This is a genomic window from Lysobacter sp. (genome assembly GCA_013141175.1).
In the GTDB taxonomy this organism is placed as follows: domain Bacteria; phylum Pseudomonadota; class Gammaproteobacteria; order Xanthomonadales; family Xanthomonadaceae; genus Lysobacter_I.
In genome coordinates this window covers 180,758-194,960 of sequence record JABFRN010000001.1, presented here as the reverse complement: position 1 = coordinate 194,960, position 14,203 = coordinate 180,758, and the positions used below count along the sequence as shown (strand labels likewise).

Here is a 14,203-nt window from a genome sequence, read left to right as displayed (position 1 = left end):
CGCGCCCGCTCAATCGCTCAAGGATGCAGGCGCTCGAGGCGCACTGCATCCATCACCCTCGCCCATGGGAACAGCGGCCCCGGATCGCGCTTGCGCGGCACCTGCGCGGCAGGATCGTCGAGGGCCTGCTCCATCTCGCGATCCAGGTCTTCGTGGCCGGTGATGAATTTCACGCTCGGGAATTGCTGCTGCAATTGGATCAGCAGCGCCAGCAGCGCGACGATCTGCGCCTCGGGATACGGTTCGTCCATCGCCTGATGTTTCGAATCGCGCCAGTGCGGGTAACGACCGGTATTGACCAGCTCGATGCCGATCGAGCGCGGGTTGTAGCCGCGCACATGATGGGCGACGCGATCCGGACGCACGTACAGCGTGGTGCTGCCGTCGCGGTCGATGTAGTAATGACCGCTGTTGCCGGTGCCGCTGCCTTCGTAGAGGATCTTTTCGCCGAACTCGCGCGCGGAGCGCAGCGTCGGCGTTTCGGTGCAGTGGATCACGATCAGATCGATCTGCGACAGTGGGCGCGCGTCGAGCTTCAGCTCGTAGGGAAGCGGGTCAATGACCACGGGCGGCATCGGCGGAAAGTCGGGAAGCATGGTCCGGATGCTAGCATTTGCGGATGTCGCTGCCGCCCCCCGAGTCCGAACTCCATCGCCTGATGACGCAGTTTCCACGCGCCGGGCAGGTGCGATGGATCGGGTTGCGTCCGGCGCGGAGCGTGCCGATGCGCGCGGTCGACAGCGCCGAGGCGGTGGCCGGCGGAGGTCTGCGCGGCGACCGCTATGCCAGCGCCAGCGGCAAGCGCGGGATCACCCTGATCCAGGCCGAGCACCTGCCGGCCATCGCTGCGCTGGCCGGGCTCGACGCTGTCGAGACGGCGGCGCTGCGGCGCAATCTGGTGGTGTCCGGCATTCCGCTGATCGCGCTGAAAGGGCGTCGTTTCCTGATCGGCGACGTGCTCTGCGAAGGCACCGCGCCCTGCGATCCCTGTTCGCGGATGGAAACCGCGCTCGGTCCGGGCGGATACAACGCGATGCGCGGCCATGGCGGCCTGTGCGCGCGGGTTCTGCAAGGCGGCACCTTCCGCATCGACGATGCGGTCACCTGGATCGAGGACTGATGTTGAAACTGCGCGGACATTGCATTCTTTCCCACGGCTTCGAAAGCGGTCCCGATGCGACCAAGGTCACGGCCCTCGCCGACATCGCCGAGCGCTTCGGCTGGACGCACGAGCGACCGGATTACAGCGACCTTGATGCCCGGCGTGAGATCGGCCCCCTCGGCGATGTCCCGCAGCGGCTGGTGCGCCTGCGCGCGCTGGCGCAAGCGGCGGCCTCACGCGGTCCGCTGGTGATGGCCGGCTCCAGCCTCGGCGCCTATATTTCCGCGCGCATTTCGCTCGAGTTGTCCAATGACGGCGTGCCGGTGAAGGCGCTGTTCCTGATGGCGCCGCCGCTGACCATGGGGCCGTTGCCGGCGCTGGATGCGCCGCAGGTGCCGATTTCCATCATCCACGGCTGGGACGATGAGCTGATCCCCGCGATGGCGGTCGCGGAATGGGCAAAGGCACGCCGCGCGCGCCTGCTCATGGTCGACGACAGCCATCGTCTGTCCGCGAACGTACAGACGTCCGCCGACGCCTTCGCCGCTTTGCTATCGAGTCTGTGCGCATGAAATTCTTCGTCAGTTGCGGCAAAGGCCTGGAATATCTGCTGGTCGACGAACTGCTCGCACTCGGCTGCGCGCACGCGACCGCCGCACGCGCGGGTGCGAATGCGGAAGGCACATTGCACGATGCCCAGCGCGCGGTACTTTGGTCGCGACTCGCGAGCCGCGTGCTGTGGCCGGTCGGCGAATACGACTGCCCGGACGAGCACGCGCTCTACGCAGGCGCGGCTGCCATCGACTGGTCGCAGCATCTGCGTGCGGACATGACACTGGCGGTGGATGCGCATGTGTCCGGCGATGTCATCACCCACGCGCGCTACGCCGCGCAGCGGATCAAGGACGCGGTGGTCGATACCCTGCGCGGACGCGGCGGCGAACGGCCGAGCGTCGATCTGGAATCGCCGGATCTGCGCCTGAACCTGGTGGTGCGTCCTTCGAAAATCGGCAACAAAGCGATCCTGTCGATCGATCTGGGCGGCGGCCCGCTGCATCGTCGCGGTTGGCGGCAGATGCAGGGCGAGGCACCGCTGAAGGAAAATCTGGCCGCAGCGGTGCTCATGCGCGGCGATTGGCCGAAGCTCTACATCGAGGGCGGCGCGCTGCTCGACCCGATGTGCGGCAGCGGCACGCTGCTGATCGAAGGTGCGTTGATGGCGGCCGATGTCGCGCCCGGGTTGTTGCGCGATCTGCAGGGTGCCGGTACGCCGCCGACGCGCTGGCTCGGTTTCGATGCTCCGCAGTGGCGCGAACTGATCGATGAGGCGACCGGACGGGAACAGCGCGGACGCGCGGCCCTGCAATCGCGCTTCCATGGCAGCGATCTCGATCCGCATGCGATCCGCGCCGCGCGTGACAATGCCGAGCGTGCGGGTGTCGTCGAAGTCGTCGATTTCACGGTCCACGATGTCAGACAACTGCCGGCGATAACGGAGACGCGCGGCCTCGTGGTCTGCAATCCGCCCTACGATGCGCGGCTCGCCGCCGATCCGCAGCTGTATCGCGCGCTGGGCGATGCGCTCAAACGCGCGACGCCGGAATGGAAAGCGAGCCTGCTCTGCGGCGATGCCGAACTGGCGCGCGCCACCGGGTTGCGCGCGGCGAAGAAATACCAGGTCTTCAACAGTGCGATCGAATGCGTGCTGATCGTCTGCGACCCGATCCGCCCGCCGCAGCGCGAAGTCGCGGCCGATGCGCCGACGCCCGCGCTCGGCGAAGGCGCACAGATGGTGTCGAACCGCGTGCGCAAGAATCTCAAGGCGAGCAAAGCCTGGCGTTCGCGCGAGGGCGTGACGTGTTATCGCGTCTACGATGCGGATATCCCCGAATACGCTGCGGCGGTCGATGTCTACATCGGCGAGACGACCGGCGAACTCTGGCTGCACGTGCAGGAATACGCCGCACCGGCCGAAATCCCGGAAGCGACCACCCGCAAACGCCTGCAGGAGCTGCTCGCCGGTGCGCGCGATGCCTTCGCGGTCCCGCGCGAGCGTGTGGCGGTGAAGACGCGCGCCATCGGCAAGGGCGGCAGCAAATACGCCGACAGCGGCACGGCAAAGCGCGGCGAATTCCTGGATGTCCGCGAAGGCGCGGCCAGGCTTCGGGTGAATCTGTTCGACTACCTCGATAGCGGGCTGTTCCTCGATCATCGGCCGATGCGCCTGCGCATCGCCGAGGAAGCCAAGGACGCGCGCTTCCTCAATCTGTTCGCCTATACCGGCGCAGCGACCGTGCATGCCGCAGTGGGCGGCGCAGCGCAGACGACGTCGGTCGATCTCTCGGCGACCTATCTGCAGTGGTGCTCGGACAACCTCAAGCTCAATGGCATCGTCGGCGCACGGCACCGCCTGGCGCAGGCCGATGTGCTGCCGTGGCTGTTGGCGGATCGCGGCGAGTACGACCTGATCTTCTGCGACCCGCCGACATTCTCGAACTCCGCGCGTGCGGACGATTTCGATGTGCAGAAAGACCATGTCCGCCTGCTGGAAGCGGCGATGACCCGCCTGGCCTTCGGCGGCACGCTGTATTTCTCGAACAACTATCGCCGCTTCCGTTTCGACGAAGCCGCGATCGCGGCGTTCGCGGTCTGCGAGGACATCAGTCCGCAGACCATTCCGCCGGACTTCGCGCGCAATCCGCGCATCCACCGGGCATGGCGGCTGCGCGCGCGCTGATCGGCAACCCCACCCGGACGGCGCGATCGCCGCCCGGGCTGGTCGCAAAGCGTCACATCAGGCCGTAGATGATGTTGTTCCAGACCAGTTTGCGTTCCTTGGCTTCGGCCTCGGTGGGCGGGCGCGCGGTGCTGAGTTTGGCGCGGACGTCCGCGGGCGGATAAATGCCCGGGTCTTCGGCCACGGCATCGTCCAGAAGATCCGTGGCGCTGGTGTTCGCATTGGCATAGGCGACGAAGTTGCTGATGTCGGCGATGACTTCGGGCTCCATGAGGTATTGCAGGAAGCGGTGAGCGTTCTCGATGTTCTTGGCGCTCTTGGGAATCGCGACCACATCGGTCCAGCGCATCGCGCCTTCGCGCGGAATCACGTAGCGGATTTCAGGGGCTTTGGTCTTGGCGGTGTCCGCCATTTCCTGCGCGCGGGCCTGTGCCTGCTGCACGTCGCCCGAAAACGAGAGCACCAGACACAGCTCTCCATTGGCGAGGCCTTCGATCAGTTCGCTGTCGTTGCCGTATTTGCGGATATGCGGACGGATCGCGGCATAGATGTCGCGCACCACGGTGTTGGCGTCGGCGCTGAAATCGTTGGGGTCGCGGCCTTTCCAGATCAGGGCCGGCGAGAACGATTCGAGCTCGTTGTCGAGCAGGCCGATGCCGCAACTCGACAGTTTCGCCGCAGTGGCCGGATCGAAGAGCAGGCTCCAACTGTCGAGGGGGGCGCCTGCGCCCAGCACGGCTTGCACCTTGCCGACGTTGATGCCCAGACCGGTCGTTCCCCACATGTACGGGACGACATGCGAATTGCCCGCATCGAATTTCCCCAGCTCCGCCAGGATCGCCGCATCGATGTGCTTGAGGTTGCCCAGTCGGGTTTTGTCGAGCGACGCCAGGCCGCCTGTTGCGATCATCCGCTGCGCATACGGCTGCGCCGACGGGAAGATGACATCGTAGGCGTCCGGCGATGCTGCGAGCTTCTGCTCGAGCACTTCGTTGTTGCTGTAAAGGTCGTAATTGACCTTGATGCCGGTCTTCGCTTCGAAGTTCCTGATGGTGTCTTCGGCGATGTAGTCAGGCCAGTTGTAGACGTTGAGGACCTGGGGGCCTGCCGCTGCCGCTTCCGGCGCTGCCGCCTCCGGGGCTGCATCCTTACCGCAGGAAGCGAGGCCGACAAGGGCCATCGCGCCGACCATCAGGGTTCCGATATTCCGGTTCATCGTGTTGCGTCTCCCAGAGTGCTGTGTGCTGGATCCCGCGCATGCTGTGATAAGCGTCGCGGTTCCGCCGTTCAAAGCAATATGCATGCCAATCGAAACGATCCGTTCCAGCGCCGTTGCTGGGGCCGGCTCGGCAGCGGCCACATCCTGTAGCGATCCAAACTGACCCGGAGCGACCATGTCCGACCCCCACGTCAACCATGCCCACATCACCCGCAAGGTCCGCGGCATGCCGACCTCCGATGGCGCCGGGGTGAAGCTGCGCCGGGTCATCGGTACCCAGCAGTTGCCCGACCTCGACCCGTTCCTGATGCTCGACGAATTCGGTACCGACCGCGCCGAGGATTACATCGCCGGCTTCCCGGAACATCCGCATCGTGGCTTCGAAACCGTCACCTACATGCTGGATGGCCGCATGCGCCACCGCGACAACCACGGCAATGAAGGCCTGCTGGTGCCGGGTGCCGTGCAGTGGATGACCGCTGGCCGTGGCGTGGTCCATTCCGAAATGCCCGAACAGCAGGAAGGCCGCATGCGTGGCTTCCAACTGTGGGTGAACCTGCCGGCGGCGCTGAAGATGGGCGAGCCGCAGTATCAGGAATTCGCGCCGGAGCGGATGCCGGTGGTGCACCCGGCTGAAGGCGTCACGGTGAAAGTCATCGCCGGCGATGTCGCGGATGCCAGCGGGGCTGCGGTGCGCGGGCCGATCGTGCAGCCGGCGACCGACCCGCTGTATCTCGATATCGAGCTTGCGCCGGGCACGGTGTGGGCACGCGCGCTGCCCGTGGGTCACAACGCATTCTTGTACGTCTACGAAGGCGGCATTTCGGTCGGAGAGGGTGCTGATGCGCGCCCGGTCGAAACTCAGGAGCTCGGCGTGCTGGGTGGCGGCGACGAGCTGTCGCTGCGGGCGACTGCGGACGGTGCGCGGCTGATACTGGTTGCGGGACGTCCGTTGCGCGAGCCGGTCGCACGCCATGGTCCGTTCGTGATGAACACCCGCGAGGAACTGATGCAGGCCTTCGTGGATTACCAGGAGGGGCGGTTCTGAAACAGGCGCCGGCGATCGCCGAAACTCAAGGCCGCGTCCTGCGACGCGACCCTGGTTCGTGACCTCTGGCGTCGACGATCAGTTCCGGTCGTTGCCCAGCCACTTGTAGAGGAAGCCGCCGATCAGCCCGCCCAGGATCGGCGCCAGCCAGAACAGCCACAGCTGCTCGACTGCGCCTCCGCCCACGAACAGCGCGACACCGGTCGAACGGGCCGGGTTCACGGATGTGTTGGTGACCGGGATACTGATCAGATGGATCAGGGTCAAGCCCAGGCCGATGGCGATCGGTGCGAAGCCGGCCGGAGCGTTCTTGTGGGTTGCGCCCAGGATCACCACCAGGAAGAACGCGGTCATGACCACTTCGCACAGGAATGCCGCCGCTGCGCTGTAGCCGCCGGGCGACAAGGCGTCGTAACCGTTGGTGGCAAACGCCCCGGCGGATGACGGGTCGATGGCGAAATCGGGGCGACCGCTGGCGATCTGGAACAGGATGAATCCTGCAGCGACGGCGCCGATCACCTGCGCCACGATGTAGGGTGCGAGATCCTTCGCGGGGAATCGGCCGCCAGCCCACAGGCCGAAGCTCACCGCCGGATTGAAGTGTCCACCCGAAATATGCCCCAGCGCATAGGCGCCGGTGAGCACGGTCAGACCGAAGGCCAGCGAGACGCCGAGCAGCCCGATCCCGAGTGGATTGCCGTCGCCGCCGAAATTGGCGGCGAGTACCGCGCTGCCGCACCCGCCCAGTACCAGCCAGAACGTGCCGAGGAACTCGGCGGTCAGACGTTTGAGCATGCTCCTTCTCCTGGACGACAGCGGAATGTCATGACCCGGTATCGCAGTGATGCCGGGCGTGGCCGCATCTCTGGGGGAGGGCGGTTTTGCGGGGGCTCAGTCGTTGGTCGGCGGAGGGATCGGCAGCGACAGCACGAATTGCTGGTGTTGCGCCAAGGTCTCCGCGTCCTTGGCGCGCATGAAAATGTGGATCACCAGATTTTTCCTGACTTCGATCAATGTTTCCCGGATCAGGACATCAGGTTCGTTGGGGACTATGCCGCGATACCACTGGACCGTCCGACCATTCAGATTTCCGACTTCGGCGCGGTCGCCGCGGCGTGGCTTGAACGGCGATTCGGGACTGATCGTCATCGCGAACGCTTCGGTCGCATCGTCGGTCCGCATCGCGCGGCACAGCAGCATGTTGGGAATGCGCAAGACTTCCCAGCGCAGGGACGTTGCGGTCTCGGCCGGGAAGGCCGGACAGTCGGAGAACGCGTCCTGGGCGTGGGTTTGCCCACAGGCGCCACTTGCCCAGAGTGCGGCGAGCGACAACAGCCAAGTCGGTACCTTCGATTTCACAACAGTTCCCCCGTGTTTGAACGTGTCGCGTCCATGCAGGCGGTTCGCCGGACATCTGGATGTCCTCGTAAAACGTAGCGAGCCCGAAGCGTCGCGTCCGTCGACTGAAACTTAAGCTACACGAGTTCGGGTTTCCAGAGGTGCGGCGATTTTTTTTTCGGTCAGTTAGCTGAACCCACCCCGGTCATCGGGATGACGGGCCATCAGCGTCTCTGCAGCAACAGCTCCAGCACCAGATTGCTGCCGAAGAACGCCAGCACCAGCAGCGCCATCGCGATGAGAGTCCAGCTTGCGGCGGTCGCTCCGCGCCAGCCATAACGCCTGCGGCCGATCAGCAACGCGCCGAATCCGAGCCACGACAGCACGCTGAAAACGGTTTTATGCGCCAAATGCTGGGCCATCAGATCTTCGACGAAAAGCACCCCGGTCAGCAGGGTGGCCGTGAGCAGGATGAATCCGACCGCGATCGTGCGGAACAGCAGCGTTTCCAGTTCCACCAACGGCGGCAACGCGCGCAGCCAGCCGTGCAGCCGGCGTCGACGCAGTGCGCGCTCCTGCAGCCATAGCAGCATCGCCAATACCGCAGCGATCGCCAGCGTGGCGTAGGCCAGCAACGCGCACCATGCATGCAACTGCAGGCGCCAATCCAGGGGTTGGGGGTCCTGCCGGCCGACCCAGCCGTAGAGCATCAGCGTCGCTGCGGCGATCGGAAATACGATCACGCCGAGTGCGGCCATGCGCCCGCGCGTCCCCATCAAGAGGGTCAATACGGCCATGCCCAGACCGACCAGCGACAGTGCCGAGAAGAAATGCAGATTCGCACCGCCTGCCTCCCTCCAGGTCAGCACATGGGCAGCACCATGCAGCAGGGCCGCGATCGCAGGCGACACCCACAATCCGAGCGGCGCCACGGGCCCGGACTGCGCCAACCGGCGCGCGAGCAATCCCGTGGACAACAGATACAGAGCCGATGCGATGAGAACGATTGCCATCGAATCAGTGTCGCATACGGCGATACCTTCCCGCACTGCTTATAATCGGCATCTTTTCCGCTGCGGTCCGCGCCCATGTTCGAGTCCCTCACCCAACGTCTGTCCGGCACCATCGAGCGCCTCCGTGGTCGCGGCCGGTTGACCGAGGAGAACATCCGCGAGGCCACCCGCGATGTCCGCGTTGCGTTGCTCGAAGCCGATGTCGCGCTGCCGGTGGTGCAGGCGCTGATCGAGCGGATCAAGGTCCGCGCGGTCGGTCAGGAGGTGCTGAAGTCGCTGAGCCCGGGGCAGGCGCTGATCAAGATCGTCCGCGACGAACTGGCCGCTGTCATGGGCTCGACGGCGAGCGATCTGAACCTCAACGTGCCTGCGCCCGCGGTGATCCTGATGGCCGGCCTGCAGGGCGCGGGCAAGACCACGACGGTGGGCAAGCTCGCCAAGCATCTGAAAGAGAAGCGCAAGAAGAAAGTGATGGTGGTCAGCGCCGACGTGTATCGCCCGGCCGCGATCGAGCAGCTCAAGACGCTGGCGGAGCAGGTCGATGTCCTGTTCTTCCCGTCCGATGCGTCGCAGAAGCCGGAAGCCATCGTCCGCGCCGCGATCGACGATGCGCGCAAGTCCTACGTCGATGTGCTGATCGTCGACACCGCCGGTCGCCTCGCCATCGACGACGCGATGATGGCCGAGATCAAGGCCCTGCACGCGGCGGTCAATCCGGTCGAAACCCTGTTCGTGGTCGATGCGATGACCGGCCAGGACGCGGCGACGACCGCCAAGGCATTCAGCGAAGCGCTGCCGTTGACCGGCGTGGTGCTGACCAAGACCGACGGCGATGCCCGTGGCGGTGCGGCCCTGTCGGTGCGCTACATCACCGGCCGGCCGATCAAGTTCATCGGTGTCGGCGAGAAGCCCGATGGTCTGGATGTCTTCCATCCGGATCGCGCCGCAGGCCGCATCCTCGACATGGGCGACGTGCTCTCGCTGGTCGAGCAGGTCGAACAGCAGGTCGACAAGGACAAGGCCCAGAAATTGGCCGAAAAGGTCGCCAAGGGCAAGAAATTCGACCTGAACGATATGAAGGACCAGCTCGAACAGATGCAGAACATGGGCGGAATCAGTGGCCTGATGGACAAACTGCCGGGCATGGGCCAGATCCCGGACGCGGTCAAGAATCAGGTCACCGGCAGAGAAGTGCCGCGCATGATCGCCGTCATCAACTCCATGACCAAGAAGGAGCGCCGCAACCCGGCGTTGCTCAACGGCTCGCGCCGCGCCCGCATCGCCCGTGGCTCTGGCCTGACCCCGGCCGACGTCAACAAGCTGATGAAGCAGTACCAGCAGATGGAAAAGATGATGAGCAAACTCAGCGCCGGCGGGATGAAGGGCCTGATGCGGGGCATGAAGGGCATGATGGGTGGGAGGGGCGGCATGCCGTTCCGGTGACCCAACCCGTACAGCAGCCTGCTCCCATAAGATTGCTCCCGGCCTTCTGGCGGGACTGAAGGCCGCTCTGCCGGTCGCCTTGCCGGCCATGCTGGCGGTTTGGTGGGAACAGGGTTCCCCCGGAAACAACCGCCGTCTATAATGGCCGGCTTACCCTGCCACTCCGGCAGCTGGGCTTCACAGGAAAGATCGTCTCATGGTCAAGATTCGTCTCACCCGCGGCGGCGCGAAGAAGCGTCCCTTCTATCACATCATCGTTACCGACAGCCGCAGCTCGCGCGATGGCCGCAACATCGAGCGCCTGGGTTACTACAACCCGATCGCCACCGGTAGCGAAAAGCGCGTGGAGCTCGACGTCGAGCGCACCCAGCACTGGATCGGCCACGGCGCGCAGATGACCGACAAGGTCGCTGATCTCTACAAGCAGTTCGCGAAGCAGGCCGCTGCCGCCGCTGTCGCTGCGGCTCCCGCCGCCTGAGCGTCTGGCCGCGAGTCTTCGCGGCTGCCGCCCCGATGAATACACCAACGCGCCGCATCCTGGTAGGCAGGATCCACGGCGCGTTTGGCGTGCGTGGCGAACTGAAACTCGAATCCCTGACCGACCCGCAGACCAACCTGCTGCGCTACCAGCCGTTGATCCTGCGCGATGTGCAGGGCCGCGAACGCGAGATCGATGGTGCACGCGGACGCGTCGGCGGCAAAGGCCTGATCGGTACGCTCCCGGACATCGAAGACCGGGATGCCGCAGAAGCCTTGCGCGGGGCCGAGCTCTTCGTGCTGCGCAGCGCGCTGCCGCCACCGAAAGACGGCGAATTCTATTGGGTCGACCTCGAAGGCATGCGCGTCGCGAATCTTGAAGGCGTCGAGTTCGGCACGGTCGGCAGCGTCTTCTCCAATGGCGCGAACGACGTGATGGTGGTGCGCGGCGACCGTGAGCGGCTGATCCCGTTCGCGCGTCCGGATTACGTGAAAACACTCGATTTCGAGAGTGGGCGGATCATCGTCGATTGGGATGCGGATTTTTGATGGAAGCTTCCGACGCCATGCGCATCGATGTCGTCAGTCTGTTTCCAGAATTCGTCTCCCAGATCGCCGGTCACGGTGTGGTCGGGCGCGCGCAGGAGCGGGGACTGCTGTCGATCCACGGCTGGAATCCTCGCGATTACGCCGAAGGGAACTACCGTCGGGTCGATGACCGCCCATTCGGCGGTGGCCCGGGCATGGTGATGTTGATCGATCCCCTGCAGGCTGCGCTGAAAGCGGCGCGAGAAGCGGACCCGCGCCCCGTCCGCGTCATCTACATGAGTCCGCAGGGCGCACCACTGACTCAGGCCAAGGCCCGGGAATTGGCCTGCCGCGACCGGCTGATCCTGCTCTGCGGCCGATACGAAGGGGTCGACGAGCGGTTGCTGCAGGCGGGGGTGGACGAAGAGCTTTCGATCGGTGACTACGTCCTGTCCGGCGGCGAGCTGGCGGCGGCGGTGGTCATCGATACGACCGCGCGGTTGCTGCCGGGCGCGCTGAACGATGCCGAATCGGCCATTCAGGACAGCTTCGAAGGCGAAGGCGGGCTGCTCGATTGCCCGCATTACACGCGTCCGCTGGAACACCCCATCGGCGGTGTTCCAGCGGTGCTGTTGTCGGGCAACCATGCCGAGATTGCCCGCTGGCGCCGCAAGCAGTCGCTCGGACGAACCTGGCAGCGGCGTCCGGAGCTCATTGATCGGGAGGCGCTGTCAAAGGCGGATCGAGCCCTGCTGGACGACTTTTTGGCGGAACAGCGCGACGGGCCGCACAGTCTCCCCAAACCCTAGCATCGCAAGGGAATTGCCCCTTATAATGCCCGGCTTACCGTTTTACCCATGCCATGACGCGGGTCCACGTGCACTCGCGCAACAACATGCCTCCCGAAGGCAATCAACAACAGGCCCGTCCCATGAACAAACCCTCACTCAACACGCTGCTGCAGCAGTTCGAAGCCGAGCAGGTCGTGCGCAAGCTTCCGGACTTCGGTCCGGGCGACACCGTCATCGTCAACGTCAAGGTCAAGGAAGGCAATCGCGAGCGCGTGCAGGCCTATGAGGGCGTGGTGATCGGCATCAAGAACGGCGGACTCAATTCCGCGTTCACCGTCCGCAAGATCTCGCACGGTTATGGCGTCGAGCGCGTGTTCCAGACCCACAGTGCGGTGATCGAGTCGGTGACGGTGAAGCGTCGCGGCGCGGTGCGCGCGGGCAAGCTGTATTACCTGCGCAACCTTGAAGGCAAGAAGGCGCGTATCAAGGAAGATCTGTCGATGCACGCCAAGGCGAAGAGCGAAGCGAAAGCCGGCTGATCCGCTGGATTCCGAGCCGTACCGCAAAAGGCCACCGCAAGGTGGCCTTTTCGTTGCTGGCGCTACACTCGCATTCTCGACCACTCCTCGCGCCGCCATGCCTACCGAAGACGCCACCGTTCGCCTCGATCTCTGGTTGTGGGCCGCGCGCTTCTACCGCACCCGCAGTCTCGCCAAGCAGGCGATCGATACCGGCAAGGTCGATGTCGGCGGGCAGCGCGCGAAAGCATCGCGCACGGTGCGCGTGGGCGACGCCATGCGGATCGTGCGCGGCGAGGAGGCGTTCGAGATCATCGTCGCGGGTTTGAGCGATCAGCGAGGGCCGGCATCGGCAGCGCAAACGCTGTACAGCGAATCGGAAGCAGCGAAGACCCGGCGGCTGGAGACATTGGCGAGCCTGCGGGCCGGACGTGCGGGCTATCAGCCGCCGCAGCACAAGCCCGACAAACGCGCGCGGCGCCTGATCCGCGCCTTGGGCGACATCGACGCCATTTGAAGATGCCGATGGCTGTTGGGACAGGATCCGATCAGCGATGAGATCACCGGCCGATGACGGACGTGAATCGGCGGTCGGTGCGTGCCAACCAAGGCGCGCGGCACGACGCTACGCCATGCCGCGGAACGTTGCCTTGAACCACGGCAAGCATTACTCGTCTCTTGCGCCAATCGTGATCACGACATTGCCTTTCTTGTGGCCTTTATCGACGTAACGGTGCGCAGCAACCATCTCCTCGAAAGCGTAGGTCCGGTCGATGACCGGCAGGAATTTTCCCGACGCCGCCAGTTCGGCAAGCTGGTACAGGTACTCGTTGCGTTCAACCGACGGCCCGGCGATGACTTTTTTGTTGCTCGTCATCGTGTGCCACGGCGCGCGCAACATTTCAGGAAGGCCGGCAAGAACCAGAAGCAGGCGTCCGCCGCTGGAGAGCGAAGAACGGCTGCGGGAGAACGGCGCCGTGCCCGCGGTATCGACGATCACGTCGTACTGTTCGCCCGATGCCGTGAAGTCCTGTTTGGTGTAGTCGATCACCTGGTCGGCTCCGATGGATTTCACCAGATCGAGGTTGGCAGTACTGCAGACGCCGGTCACATGCGCCCCGAAATGTTTGGCGAGTTGGACCGCAGCAGTACCGACCGCCCCGGAAGCGCCATTGATGAGGACGCGCTCACCACTCTGAAGAGCGCCTCTTCGGAAGAAATCCAGCATGGTGGACCCCCCAAAGGACAGGGCGGCTGCCTGTTCATGGCTGAGGTTCGATGGCTTGATGACGACCGCACCGTCCGCAGGCATGCACATGTATTCGACGTATGCGCCCATGCGTCCGCCCGGATAGGCAAAGACCTGATCCCCGGCTTTGAATGACGTCACCGCCTTTCCCACCGCTTCGACATCGCCGGCAAGTTCGGTGCCGAGGATCGGTTGCTTGGGTGCCCGGATACCGAAGGCGAGAGGTCCAAGCAGGTTGAAGCCCAAGGGCAACTTCATGCTGCGTACCCGCCAGTCCGCTGCGCTGACTGTGGTGGCACGGACCCGAATCAGGAGTTCGTGATCCTGCGGGACGGGCTTGGGAAGCTCGCACATCTCGAGCACTTCCGGATCTCCGTATCTCTTGTAGATGATTCCTTTCACGGCAGTGACCTCGACGCGATTGATTCGAATGGGGAAAACGGCATGGATCCGAGAAATGTTACGTCTGATTCATGTCGCGCAAAAAACGCGGCATGTCAGACGCCAGTATTGCAGAGAGAGGCTGCGACCAAAGCCAACGGATATCCGCATTGAGCTGGAACGTCGCGGAATGGCGTCGGGGCGTTGGTCGCGCTGATGCTGTCGTGCTGATGCCAGTGAGTGCCCCTTCTGGGTTTCAGGTCCGCGAAGAGCACGGGAAACGTGACCGTTGACTGATCGCCGGTGCGGTATGCCCAAGGGATATCCAGGCAACAAAAACCCCGCTTTCGCGGGGTTCC

General features: G+C 64.6%; 16 protein-coding genes. 10 read left to right on the top strand and 6 right to left on the bottom strand.

The annotated features are described in order from the left end of the window. Positions 1 to 17 precede the first annotated feature (17 nt). Complete coding sequence (locus HOP03_00940) at positions 18 to 596, bottom strand: N-acetylmuramoyl-L-alanine amidase (GenBank protein NOT86729.1); 579 nt, start codon at positions 594 to 596, stop codon at positions 18 to 20. A gap of 23 nt (positions 597 to 619) precedes the next feature. On the opposite strand from HOP03_00940, the gene HOP03_00935 reads away from it, so the two are divergent. The 3 genes from HOP03_00935 to rlmKL are packed head-to-tail and all read left to right on the top strand — an operon-like array spanning position 620 to position 3,839. Beyond that, a complete protein-coding gene (locus tag HOP03_00935; GenBank protein ID NOT86728.1) occupies positions 620 to 1,120 on the top strand; it encodes an MOSC domain-containing protein in 501 nt (166 codons plus the stop codon). Beyond that, positions 1,120 to 1,674 carry a hypothetical protein gene (locus tag HOP03_00930; GenBank protein ID NOT86727.1) on the top strand — a complete coding sequence of 185 codons (555 nt, stop codon included), beginning with the start codon at positions 1,120 to 1,122 and terminating at the stop codon, positions 1,672 to 1,674. The genes HOP03_00935 and HOP03_00930 overlap by 1 nt, the downstream gene beginning before the upstream one ends. Next, positions 1,671 to 3,839, top strand: coding sequence for a bifunctional 23S rRNA (guanine(2069)-N(7))-methyltransferase RlmK/23S rRNA (guanine(2445)-N(2))-methyltransferase RlmL (gene rlmKL, locus HOP03_00925; GenBank protein ID NOT86726.1), 2,169 nt, complete (start codon positions 1,671 to 1,673; stop codon positions 3,837 to 3,839). The genes HOP03_00930 and rlmKL overlap by 4 nt, the downstream gene beginning before the upstream one ends. Positions 3,840 to 3,891: 52 nt before the next feature. On the opposite strand, the gene HOP03_00920 is transcribed toward rlmKL, so the two are convergent. After that, complete coding sequence (locus HOP03_00920; GenBank protein NOT86725.1) at positions 3,892 to 5,055, bottom strand: extracellular solute-binding protein; 1,164 nt, start codon at positions 5,053 to 5,055, stop codon at positions 3,892 to 3,894. A 178-nt stretch (positions 5,056 to 5,233) separates the two neighbouring features. Between HOP03_00920 and HOP03_00915 the strand changes: the two genes are divergently transcribed. Further along, positions 5,234 to 6,106: a pirin family protein gene (locus tag HOP03_00915; GenBank protein ID NOT86724.1), complete on the top strand. Its 873-nt coding sequence runs from the start codon at positions 5,234 to 5,236 to the stop codon at positions 6,104 to 6,106. A gap of 78 nt (positions 6,107 to 6,184) precedes the next feature. Here the strand turns inward: HOP03_00915 and aqpZ are convergent, their stop codons facing one another. The 3 genes from aqpZ to ccsA all read right to left on the bottom strand — a co-directional run bounded on the left by aqpZ (position 6,185) and on the right by ccsA (position 8,457). Next, complete coding sequence (aqpZ, locus tag HOP03_00910) at positions 6,185 to 6,901, bottom strand: aquaporin Z (GenBank protein ID NOT86723.1); 717 nt, start codon at positions 6,899 to 6,901, stop codon at positions 6,185 to 6,187. Between the two features lie 96 nt (positions 6,902 to 6,997). Then, positions 6,998 to 7,465: a hypothetical protein gene (locus HOP03_00905; protein ID NOT86722.1), complete on the bottom strand. Its 468-nt coding sequence runs from the start codon at positions 7,463 to 7,465 to the stop codon at positions 6,998 to 7,000. Positions 7,466 to 7,668: 203 nt separating this feature from the next. Beyond that, positions 7,669 to 8,457 (bottom strand): cytochrome c biogenesis protein CcsA, encoded by a 789-nt coding sequence (gene ccsA / locus HOP03_00900; GenBank protein ID NOT86721.1) that lies wholly within the window; start codon positions 8,455 to 8,457, stop codon positions 7,669 to 7,671. Positions 8,458 to 8,532: 75 nt separating this feature from the next. On the opposite strand from ccsA, the gene ffh reads away from it, so the two are divergent. From ffh to HOP03_00870, 6 genes are all read left to right on the top strand, one after another. Further along, a complete protein-coding gene (ffh, locus tag HOP03_00895; protein NOT86720.1) occupies positions 8,533 to 9,900 on the top strand; it encodes a signal recognition particle protein in 1,368 nt (455 codons plus the stop codon). A 196-nt stretch (positions 9,901 to 10,096) separates the two neighbouring features. After that, a complete protein-coding gene (gene rpsP / locus HOP03_00890; GenBank protein ID NOT86719.1) occupies positions 10,097 to 10,378 on the top strand; it encodes a 30S ribosomal protein S16 in 282 nt (93 codons plus the stop codon). Between the two features lie 35 nt (positions 10,379 to 10,413). Continuing rightward, positions 10,414 to 10,926: a ribosome maturation factor RimM gene (gene rimM / locus HOP03_00885; protein ID NOT86718.1), complete on the top strand. Its 513-nt coding sequence runs from the start codon at positions 10,414 to 10,416 to the stop codon at positions 10,924 to 10,926. Between the two features lie 17 nt (positions 10,927 to 10,943). Then, positions 10,944 to 11,714 carry a tRNA (guanosine(37)-N1)-methyltransferase TrmD gene (gene trmD, locus HOP03_00880; GenBank protein ID NOT86717.1) on the top strand — a complete coding sequence of 257 codons (771 nt, stop codon included), beginning with the start codon at positions 10,944 to 10,946 and terminating at the stop codon, positions 11,712 to 11,714. Positions 11,715 to 11,836: 122 nt separating this feature from the next. Further along, complete coding sequence (gene rplS, locus HOP03_00875) at positions 11,837 to 12,235, top strand: 50S ribosomal protein L19 (protein NOT86716.1); 399 nt, start codon at positions 11,837 to 11,839, stop codon at positions 12,233 to 12,235. 97 nt (positions 12,236 to 12,332) lie between these two features. Continuing rightward, positions 12,333 to 12,731, top strand: coding sequence for an RNA-binding S4 domain-containing protein (locus HOP03_00870; GenBank protein ID NOT86715.1), 399 nt, complete (start codon positions 12,333 to 12,335; stop codon positions 12,729 to 12,731). A gap of 150 nt (positions 12,732 to 12,881) precedes the next feature. Here HOP03_00870 and HOP03_00865 read toward each other — a convergent pair whose 3' ends face one another. Further along, positions 12,882 to 13,865: an NAD(P)-dependent alcohol dehydrogenase gene (locus tag HOP03_00865; protein NOT86714.1), complete on the bottom strand. Its 984-nt coding sequence runs from the start codon at positions 13,863 to 13,865 to the stop codon at positions 12,882 to 12,884. Between the last annotated feature and the right edge of the window lie 338 nt (positions 13,866 to 14,203).